12 protein-coding genes are annotated in these 14,672 nt (G+C 59.1%); 2 read left to right on the forward strand and 10 right to left on the reverse strand.

Going from position 1 to position 14,672, the window contains the following annotated elements; all coding sequences use genetic code 11:
* Positions 1–96: 96 nt before the first annotated feature.
* From G439_RS0109895 to G439_RS0109920, 7 genes are all read right to left on the reverse strand, one after another.
* Complete coding sequence (locus G439_RS0109895; protein WP_022869028.1) at positions 97–1,236, reverse strand: 6-phosphofructokinase; 1,140 nt, start codon at positions 1,234–1,236, stop codon at positions 97–99.
* Between the two features lie 132 nt (positions 1,237–1,368).
* Positions 1,369–1,881, reverse strand: a complete 513-nt coding sequence (locus G439_RS0109900; RefSeq protein WP_022869029.1) for a SprT-like domain-containing protein — start codon at positions 1,879–1,881, stop codon at positions 1,369–1,371.
* Positions 1,878–7,364, reverse strand: coding sequence for a DUF3418 domain-containing protein (locus tag G439_RS12445; protein WP_022869030.1), 5,487 nt, complete (start codon positions 7,362–7,364; stop codon positions 1,878–1,880). Before G439_RS12445 ends, G439_RS0109900 begins: the two co-directional genes overlap by 4 nt.
* Before the next feature lie 286 nt (positions 7,365–7,650).
* The gene (locus G439_RS12890; RefSeq protein ID WP_341532753.1) at positions 7,651–7,902 is read right to left on the reverse strand and encodes an ADP-ribosylglycohydrolase family protein; all 252 of its coding nucleotides are present in this window, start codon (positions 7,900–7,902) and stop codon (positions 7,651–7,653) included.
* Complete coding sequence (locus G439_RS11905; protein WP_341532754.1) at positions 7,892–8,683, reverse strand: ADP-ribosylglycohydrolase family protein; 792 nt, start codon at positions 8,681–8,683, stop codon at positions 7,892–7,894. The genes G439_RS12890 and G439_RS11905 overlap by 11 nt, the downstream gene beginning before the upstream one ends.
* Before the next feature lie 114 nt (positions 8,684–8,797).
* Entirely contained in the window at positions 8,798–8,941 is a 144-nt protein-coding gene (locus G439_RS12655; RefSeq protein ID WP_165544540.1) for a hypothetical protein, read from the reverse strand.
* Positions 8,942–9,482: 541 nt separating this feature from the next.
* A complete protein-coding gene (locus tag G439_RS0109920) occupies positions 9,483–10,034 on the reverse strand; it encodes a hypothetical protein (RefSeq protein ID WP_131333626.1) in 552 nt (183 codons plus the stop codon).
* A gap of 182 nt (positions 10,035–10,216) precedes the next feature.
* Between G439_RS0109920 and G439_RS12820 the strand changes: the two genes are divergently transcribed.
* The gene (locus G439_RS12820) at positions 10,217–11,542 is read left to right on the forward strand and encodes a carbohydrate kinase family protein (protein ID WP_243442578.1); all 1,326 of its coding nucleotides are present in this window, start codon (positions 10,217–10,219) and stop codon (positions 11,540–11,542) included.
* Between the two features lie 81 nt (positions 11,543–11,623).
* Here G439_RS12820 and G439_RS0109935 read toward each other — a convergent pair whose 3' ends face one another.
* From G439_RS0109935 to G439_RS0109945, 3 genes are all read right to left on the reverse strand, one after another.
* Positions 11,624–12,412, reverse strand: a complete 789-nt coding sequence (locus G439_RS0109935) for an alpha/beta hydrolase (protein WP_022869035.1) — start codon at positions 12,410–12,412, stop codon at positions 11,624–11,626.
* Positions 12,413–12,608: 196 nt separating this feature from the next.
* Positions 12,609–13,358 (reverse strand): hypothetical protein, encoded by a 750-nt coding sequence (locus tag G439_RS12725; RefSeq protein ID WP_207382285.1) that lies wholly within the window; start codon positions 13,356–13,358, stop codon positions 12,609–12,611.
* Positions 13,359–13,363: 5 nt separating this feature from the next.
* A complete protein-coding gene (locus G439_RS0109945) occupies positions 13,364–14,008 on the reverse strand; it encodes a SatD family protein (RefSeq protein ID WP_022869037.1) in 645 nt (214 codons plus the stop codon).
* A gap of 322 nt (positions 14,009–14,330) precedes the next feature.
* Between G439_RS0109945 and G439_RS11920 the strand changes: the two genes are divergently transcribed.
* The gene (locus tag G439_RS11920) at positions 14,331–14,672 is read left to right on the forward strand and encodes a YtxH domain-containing protein (RefSeq protein ID WP_022869038.1); all 342 of its coding nucleotides are present in this window, start codon (positions 14,331–14,333) and stop codon (positions 14,670–14,672) included.

Genomic DNA, 14,672 nt, shown 5'->3' on the forward strand with positions numbered 1-14,672 from the left:
TTCTTCATTTTGCTCGTGAGCATTATCGACGAGGGCGGACGCGCCTGGCACTTGGGTGAGCGAGGGTCGCGGCGAGCCTTCGTCGAGGTGAGGGAATTAGTCTCCCATACCGGTGCCGACGTGTCGTGCCGCCTCGATCCACGGGTGGTCCAGGGGAACCATTTTGACCTGTCCGGCCACATCTTTCAAAGGCACAGGCACGGCTCTCTGGTGCTGTGAAGCGACCGTCACTCCGTATTCGCCGCGCGCCACCAAGTCCGCGCCGGCCCCGCCCAACAGGGTGCCCAGCAGCCGATCTTCCGCGTCCGGTGTGCCGCCGCGTTGGACATATCCGAGGACGGTCACGCGGGCTTCGAGGCCTGTGGCGGCTTCGAGTTGGGAGGCGAGGGCGAAGGCGTTGCCTCGGTGAGCAGCTTCGAGAGCCTTCTTGTGTTTCTTCGCAGCGGCTTTGCCTTCAGCGTTGTCGGCCTGGCCGATGAGTGCGTCGGCGGCGGCCAGGTCGCGCGCGGTTTCCACGTCGCAGGCGCCCTCGGCAATTGCGACGACGGAGAAGTTTGCGCCGTGGGAGGCGCGGCGTTGGATGGACTCGACGATCTTGTCGACGGAGTAGGGAATTTCCGGTAGCAAAATAATGTCTGCACCCCCTGCGATGCCCGAGCCCAACGCCAGCCAGCCGGCGCGGTGGCCCATGATTTCCACGACGATAATGCGGTGGTGGCTGTGGGCTGTGGAGTGCAAGCGGTCGATGGCTTCGGTGGCGATGCCAAGGGCTGTGGAGAAACCGAAACTGGTGTCGGTGTGGGCGATGTCGTTGTCAATGGTCTTGGGCAGGTGAATAACGTTCAGGCCAGCTTTGGCGAGGCGCTGCGCGTTCTTCGCGGTGCCTGCGCCGCCGATGCACACCAGGCCGTCGAGCCCATCTTTTTCGACGTTTTCGACGATGGTGGGGATCATGTCGCGCACTTCGCCGTCGACGGTCATCTTGTGTACCTTGTCGCGGCTGGTTCCCAGCAGGGTGCCGCTGACTGTAAGGATCCCAGATAGGGCCTTGGAGTCCAGGTCAATGAACCGGTTTTCGGCCAGACCGCGCACGCCTCCAAGGAAGCCGACTAATTCCATGCCGTAGTGTCCAATGGCTGCTTTGCCGAAGCCTCGGATCGCGGCGTTGAGGCCGGGGGCGTCTCCTCCAGCGGTGAGAATACCGATGCGTTTGGCGGTCTTTTTCGTCGATGCCATGGCGGCCTCCGAGTTGATCGGGATCAGTTACCTTCGAGGGTAGGGCACTGGAGTGGTGGTTGGCAGCGGAAACGTGGTGGGGGGTGTGAGTGTCTGTGCTGGTGGGATGATCTGCGGTGGTGGCTTGTGGGGCTATTTGAGGCGCCGTTGGATGGACCGCAATTCGCGTTCATAGGCGGCCCCAGGTGACGCGGGAACACCATTGTGAGTCCACTCGAGGATTCTTGCTGCGTCAAAGGTGGATGAACAGTGGCCGCAGGCTGTGACTCGGCGAGGAGCCCTAAACAGTTTCCTTTGCGCGTCACACATCGGGCAGTGGCCCACCCACGGTTCCACCGGTTTGGGAAGATCAGCCGATAGCCGAGCACTATCAGGGGCGCCCAAACCTCGCGCCACTTTCTTCCATACCGCATCATGGTGGTGGTCTGGCCCAACCAGGGCGTGCGCGACCTCGTGGAGGATTACGCCGCGAACAGTGTCCACATCGTAAAGATCCACGAGGGGCCCCGAAAGAGTGATCGTTCGCGTTGAATGCGTGCACGAGCCCGCGCGGCGCTTGGCGTGGTCGAAGCGGAAACTCCACCGCGTTAGCCCCGCGGCATCCATGATGGTGCGCGCCTCGCGGCGTGCCTGATCGCGGTTCATTGACGCCCAGGATTCTGGCTTGTGGAGGCAGGAACAGCTTCGGGGCCGATGACCCCGAGGATCCGTTTAACGGAGACTTTCAGGGGGGTCCCCAACTGCTGCGCAAACATCGAAACGCGGAGTTCTTGGAGCATCCACCGAGCCTGCTCCAATTCCGCTGCACGCCTGGCATCGAAGGGACGACTATCGGCCATCTTTCGGGCCTGAGTCAGCACGGCCTCGACCTCGTGAATACGTTCCATGTCCTGTAAATCTCGGTCCAAAGCGCCAGCGGAGGACGCGGCTTTTTGGAGCCGGACGGCACCCGCACGAAGATACCTGGCCACGTGCGGCAGGGAACCAAGAGGGGTGGCTGAAACGAAACCGGGGAAGTTGAGAGCCCTCGTATTCGCGTTGACGTCGGCAACGACCTCGGCAAGAGAAGCGGCCTGATGGGCGCGCGACGCATTGTCGACTTCCGCGGCAGCTTCCATAGCTCGAACCACTGCACCGAGGATTTCGTAGACGCGGTCCTCGTGGAGGTTACGTGCGCGGCCCACCAGGTCTGCGAATGCTTCCGGCGTGCGAATAGATGACGGGCCGGCCGCCCCCGTTGACCCCGGGTGCTGGGTGAGCTCGTCGACCAGGCTGAGCGCGGAGGCCAGCTGGGCATCAGCCACCAGAGCACCAGTGTCTTTATACGGGGAGGCGGCAAGCATGAGCGCTTGACGTCCCGTCCAACGAGTGGTGATCCGCGTCTGCTGGAGCCTGATTTTAAGGACCAGGAGGCGAGCGAGACCTTCGCGGTGCTGGCGGTCAGCTTCAGCGGCGTTGGCCATGACGCGGACACCAGCTTTGGGAGATTCAGGCGTTCCTTGGGGAACCAACGTGGGGAATCCTCGCAGGGTGAGGGCTTGGGATGCCGCGGACGTTGACGCTGAGGATTCAATGGAACGGGGGAGGGACTGCGGGAAGTCGGTGAGGTCATCCAGATGGAGATTTGGGTGGGAGTGCGACTGTTCCAACCCGCTGTTTTGGACACAGTCGTCGGCACTCCCGAAAACTGACCTGCGGTTTTGCGTCGAATCGGGCGAGTTTTGGCCACGACTGTGTCTATTTTTACGGGTGTTCTGTGTCTGCCGGTCTGCTGAGGTTGCCTCCCGGCTACCGTTCTTGCTCCTGCCCTCGCTTCTGTCCTTGCTTCTGTTCTTTCCGTGACCCCGATTCTGCGAAGCGTCGGCAAAGGCTTCGGCCACTGCCCCGCGAACGGCGCGCCGAATCGCATTATCAGCTTGACCTGACAAGGTCTTTTGCAGGTAAACCAGGTCCTCGCCTGAACCTAGTTCACGCCCAGATCGATCAACGACGACGAAAGTCATCCGCAGGTGTGCAGGGAGATTCTCCTCGGAGTAAGCCAGGTCGGCCGCAGACACATCGACGCCACGAATCTCTCTGATCGCGTGGGTGAAAGCCGTTGCGAAGCTCGGACGCTTCTTGGACCAGTCAAGCGCGGCTGCGGCGGAGGTTGATGTGGCGGCTGCAACTGCGGATGGTGCGGCGGCTGGGGTGGCTGCGGGGGAGGTTGACTGTCCGGATTGAGGGGGCGAAGACGGGGTCGCAGGCTTCTTGTTCTGGTGAGACTTCTGTGTCCGATTGGTGCCTGTAGCGGCTCCCCAACGTGAGAGCCGATCCATAGCCGCCGATAGCGACATCGGATCAACTTCGTCGACAGGTTCGCTTGGGGTTTGAGCCGCCGGCGCTAATCCAGACTCAAGTGCGGTCCGAATCCAACGTGCAGCCTGCGAACCCACTTCTGGGGCCGGAGCTAAGAGCCGGCGCTTTGCCTTGGGGAGAGCTCGAATGGTTTCAGTGATGAGTTCTTCAAGCATGCCCGGTACCAACCAGTCGGTGCCTTCATCGCTGACCCGCTCAAGGACTTCAATTGGGATGGTCATGGTGACGCCATCGCGGTTTGAGCCAGGTGAGAATTGGTACTCCAGAGGCAATCGCAGGTCTCCGGACTCCCATGAGTCGGGGAATCCTTGCTGGTCCTGATTGATACTGCGGGGAAGAAGTAGTTCTTGCGTGTAGGTCAGCAGATCGGGGTTGTCACGCTGAGCGCGCTTCCACCAGCGATTGAAGTGTCCCGTGGAGACGATGTCGTCGGGAATGAGATCGTCGAAGAATCGATGCAATGCCTGCTCGTCAGCTACCAGTCCATGCGTGCGGGAGCGGCGCTCAACCTCGCGAGCTTGTTCAAGCAGTTCGGCATTCTTTTTCTGGAAGGGATGGCGTTCTCGCCAGTTTCCAGAAACCAGAGCGTTCTGAATGAACATTTCGCGGGCTAGTGAGCGGGCGGTGAGCACATCGCCGCTGGCTTGCGTGCCAGGATCTTGAGGATCACCCGCAGAATTAGACACAGTCGTTGGCTTGCCAACCTGTTCAGCTGAATCTGATTCTGTGTTTTCCCTGGTCAAACGGAATTTGCTGATTTGAGGACCTTCGCCAGCACGCACGACTGTGTCTGTTTTTGCGGGTACTTCCGCGGAACTAGGCCCTGCAGGCTGAGGTGCCCCCACAGATTCGGACGAACCAGACAGCTCATCTGCCAAAGCCATTGCCAAGATGTCTCGGCCAACTGACCCAATGTGGCGTGAAGCCCCGGAATCAGCTGTGTACCCCAAAAGTCCTTGAGCCAACCCAGCTAAGGAGCCAGGTTTTGCCACGGACTGCGTGCCCAGCGCCCCCCTGATCCCGCCGACACCGGCACCGGCACCGGCGCTACCGCCCGAGCCAAAGCCCACTCGGTCATCCAAAACCAGGTCGCCCAAGCGCCCCAGCAATACAGGCCGATCAGCCACCAATGTCATGCCATACAGCAGGACTTTCTCCTTGACCATGGCCGCGCCCTTAGAGGTCGACCAATACGGCTCGGAGTAGACACGCTTGAGCAGCCCACCAGCTAACGGCTCAATCCATTCGGGCCGAATCCGGGCAACCGTTCGCGCAAACAACCGCGATGTCTCCACCAGCTCGGCGGTCATCACCCACGCAGGATGCGAATGCGCCAACCCTGATCCAGGCCAAATAGTGAAGCGCGTCCCGCGAGCGCCTTGGTACTCGCGTTTAGCCTCGTCCCATGAGCCCAGATTCGACAACAATCCAACGAGCAAAGATCGGTGGATTTCATTGGCATCTACGGAATTAGCGCCAGCTGTGTGAGCAACGACTGCACGAGCTGCTGCATCTTGAACGCCGCCAAAACGCGCGGCTTCAATAACATCACCTGAACTTGGCCCAGAAATGTCATGGAGTTTGAGGTCGAGTGGCCGAGCCATTTGCTTGAGCTGTCCGACCACGTCTCGCCATTCGCGGAAACGCAGGTAGTGCAAGAACTCGTTGCGGCACAGCCTGCGGAAAGCCGATCCGGATAGGTCGCGCTGTTGGACGTGCAGGTATCGCCACAGGTTGAGGTAGGTAATGAAGTCGGAGTGGGGATCCGCCAGGCGCGCGTGCGCGGCATCGGCGGCTCCTTGGTATTCGAGTGGGCGCTCGCGGACGTCTTGGATGGAAAGCGCTGCAACGATGACGAGCACTTCGGAGGCGCAACCGTTCGCATCTGCTTCGAGCAGCATCCGTCCAAGGCGCGGGTCGATGGGTAGGCGTGCGAGGTCGCGCCCAATTGGTGTGAGCCGGTATCCGCCAGCGTGCGGCCCAGAGGTGGAGTTGTGCGGCCCAGACGTAGCTGAGTGCTGTCTCGTGCCGGAGGACTGCCCGCGAGGCGTGTCTTCTTCCAACGCTCCGATTTCAACGAGCAGTTGCACGCCGTCACGAATAGCTCGACGATCCGGTGCGTCAAGGAAGGGGAAATCGCCAACAGAACCAAGTCCCAGAGACGCCATTTGCAAGATGACGGAGGCCAGGGAGGTCCGCAGGATTTCCGGTTCGGTGAAGGCGGGCCGCGCCTCGTAGTCACGCTGGGAATACAGGCGGATGGCGATGCCGTCGGCGACGCGCCCGCAGCGTCCGGCGCGCTGGTTGGCGGAGGCTTGTGAGACGGGTTCGATGGGGAGGCGTTGGACTTTTGTGCGGTTGGAGTAGCGACTGATGCGCGCCATTCCGGGGTCGATGACGTAGCGGATGCCGGGCACGGTGAGCGATGTTTCGGCAACGTTGGTGGCCAGTACGACGCGGCGCAGCCGGTGGGGTTCGAAGATTCGGTGTTGTTCGGCTGCTGTCAGCCGTGCGAAGAGGGGCACGATTTCAACGTCGCCAGGCTTGGCGCCTGCGTCTTGTCCGGCGCGTACTCCGCGCGGCCCGAGGTGGTCGAGGAGGGCTTGTTCGGTGTCTCGGATGTCGCGTTCGCCGGGCAGGAAGACGAGGATGTCTCCCAGTTCTGGGCCTGTGCGTTTTGCGGAGTCTTCGCTGATGAGTTCGTCGACCGCATGGCAGATGGCTTGTTCGACGTCGATGTCTTCGCCGAGCCCGTAGCCGAGGGTGGGCAGGTCGTCGTCTGGGTCTTCGAGGACGAGTTGTTCGGCTCCTGCTGAGCCTGTTGAACCGGTTGAGGGTGATTCGCCAGCGGGGGTGCCACCGTCCTCGGCGGGAGGCGACCCAGGTTCAGGTGTGGACGAGGACGTGTACGACGTTGGTAGGTCGGCGCTCAGTGGCCGGTATCGGATTTCAACGGGGTATGTACGTCCGGAGACTTCGATGACGGGAGCGGCTTCAATGAGGGTGCCTCGTCCGGGAGTGCCTTGCCATCTTCCGAAGTGGGCGGCGAAGCGTTGGGAGTCGATGGTGGCGGAGGTAATGATGACTTTGAGGTCGGGACGCATGGGCAGCAGCCGCGCCAGATAGCCGAGGATGAAGTCGATGTTGAGGCTGCGTTCGTGTGCTTCGTCAATGATGAGCGTGTCGTACCGGCGCAGCATGGGGTCGGATTGGATTTCGGCCAGGAGGATGCCGTCGGTCATGAGTTTGACGAGGGTGGTGGGTCCCACTTCGTCGGTGAATCGCACTTGGTAGCCGACGACTTGGCCTGGCGCTCTTCCCACTTTTTGGCCGAGTTCTGCGGCGATTCTGTCGGCGACGGATCGGGCGGCGAGGCGTCGGGGCTGGGTGTGCCCGATCATTCCTGCGACACCGCGCCCTAGTTGCATGCAGATTTTGGGGAGCTGCGTGGTTTTTCCTGAGCCGGTTTCGCCCGACACGATGACGACTTGGTGGTCGCGTATGGCGTCTGCGATTTCGTCGCGGCGGGCCGATACGGGTAGGTCGGGGAAGGTGACGACGGGGATGGAGGCTGCGCGCGCTGCGAGTTCTTCAGGGGTGAAGGGTTTGAAGGCGCGTGCGCGTTCGTGCGTGGGTTTGCGGTGTCGACGAGGGCGGCCGCGGGTGTGTGCGGACGCGTTCTTCTGGGCGCCTCGGCCTGTGTCACCACGTGTTACGTTGCGGCGACGTTTGGGCTGTCGGGGGCCGGGGTTTTCCAGGTTGTCGGGCACTCGGTAATTTTAGCGATCTTATAGGTGTGGTTCCTGACGTGCCTGTCCTGGCGAACTGCTAACTCATCGTTCTTTTGAGTTCTTTGGCTCTCCATTTCACAGCGGTTTTCATGTCGGAAGCTAATTCGGGGTTAATTGATTCGATCCTTTAGAGGCTCTTTGATCGGCTATGTAGAGCCCAAGCTGTGTTGGAGTATGTAGGCGCATGTTTTCCTCGCTGAGTTCTCGATGGCATGTCAATAATCGCTGACACATTTGTGTGTGTCGTTGAACGTTGACATTTTTGCTATCTGCACGTCCCCGGCTGATCTTCTTCGAAGCGAGTAACAGCTTTCTCACTGATGGATGTTGCTAGCAGGCGTGCGGCTAGTGCATCAATTTGTGACCCCTCATGCAGGGTTTGCTTCCAGCGGGCAGGGATTGCCTCAATTCCGTAGTAGGCGCCGCCAAGCTGACCGAAGATTGCAGCGTTTGTGTCGGCGTCGCCACCCAGATTGGCGATGGCGAGCGCAGCCTCTTCGAAGGAGTCAAAGTCCATGAGCCCCCCACACCGCCAAAGCTATGCCGTGAATGACGTAGCCGCTGGTGTTGTTGCGAGATGACGCCCGAACCTGGGGATCCCTCGAGATGGTCTGGCCGCTAACAACATCAAAACATTCGGGCCAATGTGACGCTGACTTCGCCCACGACACGTCCAAGATGTTCTCCTTGCCCAGCCCCTGCATTGCTCCAACGAGCAGGGCGGCAAAGACTTCCGTGGCGGCCTCGGCCTCGACACTGAAGTGGGTTTCGCGCGCTGACAAACGAGCCATACGCACAATGTCTAGTGGATTGCGACCTTCAAAACCGGCGATGATCACCGGAGCAAGCCGCATGATTGCACCATTTCCTGCCGATTTTGTGCGCGCCTCATCAGCCGAAACTAGGCCGCCGGCTACGCGCTGGAAAGAATGAATTGCGTGGGATACCTGGTTGCCAATGTCGAAGCACTCTCCCGTGGAAGACCGGTACCCCTCAAAAGCCCACGCTGCGTAGCGCGACATGACGTCGAGGGAGTCGTAGCGGCCACACGCCAACAAAGAGTCGGCTAAACATAGGGCCATCGAAGTGTCATCAGTCCACTGGCCGGGCTCCAAGTTGAAGGGCCCTGCGCCGACGATGGTGTCGATCGGCTCGAACTGGCCAGGTGAACAGAACTCGTTGGTTGTCCCCAGAGCATCGCAAGTGGCAAGGCCTACGAGCATCCCGCGACCTCGGTCGCTGACAGTCAGTTGAGATGCACATGGTGCTGAATCATGTGAATGAATGGTCCGCGTCATGCATTCATTGCAACACGACCCATGTGCATCTGCGGAACCTTCTGCTTCGGCTCAAGACCAGAATGGGTCTTGCGTGAGCCCGGGTCCAAGTCGCACCACACACTCACCCCAGACTTACGAGAAATTCCTTCCAAAATCCACGATGGTGAAGTTTTGTGGGTCTGTGGTGGTACGCACGGTAATCCACACGGAGTAGTGCTCATCCGTTGTCACGAGCTCTGTATTGGGTCCGGTGCCCGTTGTATCAATTCCGCACACAAAGTCTCCGGGTTGTGCTGTTGACGAGGAGAAGGAATTAATGATGCGGCCGCTGGGATCTCCCGATATCAGGATTGAAGAACCGTATTCTTTTGTCTAGTGCCCCCAGCAATGCACACTGGCCAACCTTTCCGCCTACGGAAAGTGAATGACACGGAAACCGTGTTTTTCCATGGAGTCGGGTGCTGAACAGTCTGACAAACATCCCTTTTGCAGACTCTCAATGTTCTTCGCGCTCGTGTACTTGGCGACGAGGGAATCGTCCCCGAGCGAAGCGGCGTCATAAATTTTTTGAAGTGTCTGCTGATCAGGCTCAACAACGAGACCTCGGGGTCGTATATGAAGCTGACGTTCGCTCGAAATCCTGCCCATTCCACGTGTATTCCAGGTGTGCCGTTGCTGAACCGCCACTGGCATGGTCTGGGGCGTCGCCAATAACTTTGACCCTGGGAATATCAAAAGACACTGTGTTCGTGTCGGTCACAAGGTTTTCGATCTCGATATCGTTAACATACGCGTGTAACCGATGAGAGCCCTGTCCCTAAGTTTCAAGGCTGGCCACCATTTTCAGGTCGGCGTCGTACATGGCAATTGAATCGTTCGAATAAGCGCCTCTACCAGAGCAGATGAGCACAGCCACTGCCACATTTTTGCCTTCGAAAACACCGGGCGTTGCTGACCTCAAGACCACTCGCGCATTGTGTTCGTTGGGAGACATCGCTGTCCCGTCGACGAAGTTGCCAGATGCGTTCTGGTCTTGGAGTCCAAAACCTGCACATGTAGTTGGCAGAGACAAAGTTGCATTGCGTAAGTGCTGGAGGCTGGGCGCAGGCCGTAGGTCGTGTGTGCCTTGATCCCCCTCACTTTCTGACTCTCCGCCCATATCCGATCCGTCGTCCGTCGCGCCGTCGCCCGACTGACTGGACTTGCTAGTCGATACGAGGACGTCATTACCGTTCGCCCCAAGCAGGTGCGCGGCCAAAGCGGCCACACACCTAATAATGACGAGGGCGGCCACCGCGATGCCGACGATGAGACCCTTTGCGCTGGAAGTGCTGGGGCTTGGAGAGCTGGGCTGTATCGGAGTTGTCATGAAGCCATTGCAACGCCCCATGTGCATCTGCGGCCGAATTGAATGGACCGAAATTCAATATGCTAGCTAGTAATAACTTATCCGCTTTGTCATTGCTGGCATATCGCTCTTGAGTTGTGACCTCAGGCCAGATTCTTGATCCGCAGCCGGCAAGCTCGCTCCACACCGGCCACAATGGACTCATGCATGTTGTCTTTGCTGGCCTGACCACCTTGGATGTTATTCACGCCCTCGATCATCGGCCTGACCCTGAAACCAAAACCACATCCGTTGATTATGCGATGGCTGCGGGTGGGCCTGCGACGAATGCGGCGATTACGGCTGCTGCACTTGAGGCAATTGCGCAGAGGTTAGCTGACGGCAGTCCCGCGACCCGCATGCCCGGCACACACGCCCTGACTGGCACGCCTGCTGCAACTGACTTCCAGCTCGCTTCGGCCCTAGGAGCCGGCGAGGCCCTAGGAACCGACAAGGACCCAGGAACTGGCGCGATCCCATCCCCACTCTCGACTCCACCAGCGCCGAGCGTGACCCTGGCGACCGCCCTCGGACAGGGGCCAACCGCTACCTTCCTGGCCGCTGACATTGACGCCTTGCACGTTCGAGTCCTAGACGCCAGCGAGGGCACGGGATCGCCGGCAGTCTCATCGATCGTTGAGCATCCCGAGGGGCGCATGGTGGCCTCCACCAACGCGCGCCTAGCCATCAACGATGAGCGAGGTCGCCAACAACTGGCCCAAGCCGTTGCCGAAAACGGCGCGCCCGACGCCGTCCTCGTTGACGGACACAACCCCGCCCTCGCCGAAGCTGCTCTGATGCTGGGCGTCCAAGCACCCGACCCAGACGAGGCCGATCCCTTCGCTCTCCTCGACGCCAAACCTTGCCACCTGCGCGTCCTCGACGGCGGATCGTGGAAAGACTGGTTCACGCCGCTGCTGTCACTCATTGACGTAGCTGTCGTTTCCGCAGACTTTTGCCCGCCGCTCATCAACACTCCGGTGGGCGAGGATATCGCGCAGTTTTTGCGCGGATTCGGCATCACGCGCACGGTACGCACCCGGGGCCCCGAGCCTGTGCAGTGGTGGTGGGATGGCAAGTCTGGTGAGGTTGAGGTGCCCGGCATTGACGAGGACGAGGCCGAGCGCACAGGCCAAGCCGATCTGGACACGGCCAGCCAAAACTCGCCTATACCAGGACGGTCAAAGGTGGGGGAGTCCACGCGGGGAAGCTCATCGCTGGATGAGTCCTCTCCCAACAATTCCTCGCAGGAGCTTTCAACGCTCGGCGCCTCCACTTTGGGTGCGGGAGACATCTTCCACGGAGCTTTCGTGTGGGCGCTCGCGCATATTCACGCAGCAGGCTCCCCCGCGCCAACTGATCCCACCGGTATCATTCGATTCGCGTCATCAGTTGCAGCATTGTCGACGCGGACCTTCGGGACGCGACGTTGGCGCGATGAGCCCGCCCTGGTTGGACTGGTAGAGGAGTTTCTGCGTGAGTTGAGTTGATGAAGCCTGCCGTAGGTGAAGGTTTCACCATGCGCGGATGGGTTCACAGCGCGGGCGTGTTTGTCGCGCTCACGCCTGCACTCATCTGATGTGCGAGGTCTCCCGAGCTACGGGCACCCACTGTTGTGCGTAGGCCAAAGCAGGTTCGTCGAGCCGATTAACGTCTTGGCCGAGGCCGAAGTCAGCGTCCGACACCACCTCAACGCGAGAGCCGTCAGGTAGTTGTGGGAAGATATCCAGGGTCATTGCCAAGAGTCCGGATTCGTTATCTGCTGAATCGTGGATTATCAGGGTGGGTACGTCGAGGTTGTGCAAAAGTTTGTCAGGCTCAGTCATCGACAAGTCCACCAGTGTTTGCTTGGAAATCGTGAACTGTTGACGCACGGATGACGAGTCATCGGGGATGGTGGTGGTGCCGTAGACCTCGAGGTCGCTCAGCTGAATATCGGAAAAGATCCGGTTCCATTCGTATGACACCGGCCCGATAGCTGGAGAGGACAGAACATAGGAGCCAATTGCTGACGGTCGGGCAGTGAGAGCTACCGTCGCGCCGAAAGAATGGGCGTGTAACACTTGGCGCCCAAATCCTTGGTCAACGAGCCACCCGGAGGCAGCGCGCAGGTCTTCAACCATCGCTTCTAAGGTGATGATGTCATCGCCGGATGCTCCGTGACCGGAGTAGTCGAACTCTAAGGTGGCGTAGCCGGCCGCCCGGTATGTTTTAGCGAGGCGGTCGAAATGTTCGGAGGAATGCCGGTCCCCTAGGAAGGTGTGCGAGAAGATTACCGCGGCGTCGCCAGTGTCGACGGGGTTGACGAACGTCCCCGACAGACAGACCCCTCGGGGAGTTTGAATCAGAATCTCGCTCACCGATCCAACTTACCGCGACGAGGCCGCATGGTCGAGAACCGTTCCAATGTGTGCATATCTGTAACATTCCTTCCCGTGCCCTTCCCCCCCCCTTCTATCCCGCGAGGGACGCACAAAAATCTCGCGAGGGACGCCCAAATATCCGCTAATCAATAGTGGAAAGGAGCAGGATGGAGGAAGGGGAAAAGAACTTTGGTTAAGGAATCCCCACGGCTGGCAGGTTGCTCAATACCAGGTAAGCGCCGACCGCTAACAGCCACGACGAAAATGACCCGATGAGAAACTCTTCGGCTGCTCGTCCTCGAGTCTGATCATTCCTACTGATCTCGGGGAATCGGATGACTCCTTTCGCTGCAATAACCGCTGCGATTGCTGCTGGAGCGTCAATGAACGCGAGCGACAAAATAAGAATGCGTTCAAGAGATCCAATCCAACGGCCCCCTCGCAAGAGGCTTTGATCAGTGTGGGGATTGCGTTCTCCAGGAGGTTCCTCCATTGACTCTTTTTGGCGCACGAGCGTCAGTGTTGCTGCGATGAATTCATTCGATGGTCGCGCCATCATCAAGACCACTCCGACTACCGTCAGTGGCGTCAGGTTAAGGGCAGAGGTAGTTTCGTTGAGGTGAGCAGCGCTTATCGCTGGCAGTAGCGTTGGCATACGAGATGTCATCAGGGCAGCGCCGAGGGCGAAGGTGGCGGCGCGAGCCACGATGCTTTTTGGCGTAGTAAAAATGGCTCCCCAAATAGCCCAGAGCACTAGTGCTATCAGAGGAAGGATTGTTGAGAAGGCGTTCTCAAAAATGATCCACCCTAGAAGTAAAGTCGCAAAAGCGGTCGTTGAGCCGATGATCCAGATCAATGGTGATGGGCGGCGTCGATCACGTAAGTCGGTGAGCGAAAGGCCGGCTTCGAAAGCGCCGATAGCTAGAAGAGTTAGTGTGATCATTGTGGTCACTCCGAGCCGCTGAGAGGCTGAAGGGTGCCTTGTAGAAGGAGGCGCTGAGCTTCCAGAAGGGCGGCTCCGCTTCCGTTAACTACTGAAGACACTGCCGCTTGAGTGATGCCTTCCTTGCGTGCGATAGCTATTTGTGTGGTTCCGACGAGGGCGGCCGCGATGATCCGTCGAGGTCTTTCCTGAAGTCGGCTCACTGTTTGATCTCGCAGCGTCAGTAGTGCGTTGGTGTGGGCGGTGCGCTGCGGGTCTGCGCAAGCGGCTCTCGTTCGTGTGAAACGAAGATGTTTTTGAGTTTCGTGAGCATTGTCGATAGCTTCCCGTGCTCTCCACCAGGCGCTTCCGTCCTGAATAGGCGTGTGTTGAGTGGGGATGGTTTTGATGTCGCCCTCGCCGATGCCGAAGCGTAAGCCGAGGTCGAGGGGGAGTAGGAGCTGTACTCTCAAGGTGAAGTCGAGGGCGTCCTCAAGGCTGGAGCAGACTGTTTGAAATTCATCTCCGACGGTTGCGTACGGTTGTTGCAGTATTTTGAGAGATTTTGTTGCTTCTTCGAGAACAGATAGGAAGCTTTCTTGGGCAGCGTTTCGATCGTCGAGTTCTCGTGAGTTGATGATGTCGGCGAGAATTGCGTAGGAATAAGCCATAAAATTAAGTGTAAATCTAATAGTTACGCAAATACAAGACTTTATTTTAAGTTAAGGGGTAGATATCAAAAACATCCTTATATTCTGCTGAAAATAAGGGTTGGGCTGAAGGTTATCTGAAGACCGTGTATGTCTGCGTGATTCAAAACCACTCTAAAAATCCATAGTGAGGATCTTCTACAACACCGGTACGCTTGGAAGCCGACACATGTGGCGACCCCACGGGCAATGCGAAACAAGCAGTCTGTGGTGCTACAGCTGGCCAAACCCGCAACAACACTCGTTGGATGCGAACCGGCCAGGACAATTTCAAGGAGACGACATGGGTACAAAGATAGGCATCCTGCTCGGCGCTGGCGTCGGCTACGTCCTCGGCACCCGAGCTGGACGCGAACAATACGAGAAACTGCGCGCCACAGCCTCCAAGCTCCGCCGCATCCCAGTCGTGGCCAAACCCCTGGACCGTGCGGGTGAAAAGATGTCCGACATCGTTCGCGAACAGGGAGAACGCGTCACCGACAAGGTGGCTGACGCCGTGAAAGAACGCCTCTTTGGGGCTCCGCCCTCGTCCTCGCAAACCCCGCCCTCGTCGACGAACCCGAAGACGGCCCCGACAACCACGGTCGAAGCAAACTTCGATTCCCCCGACGGTCACGCCCGCTGA

This window comes from Schaalia vaccimaxillae DSM 15804 (assembly GCF_000420425.1).
Taxonomy (GTDB): domain Bacteria; phylum Actinomycetota; class Actinomycetes; order Actinomycetales; family Actinomycetaceae; genus Pauljensenia; species Pauljensenia vaccimaxillae.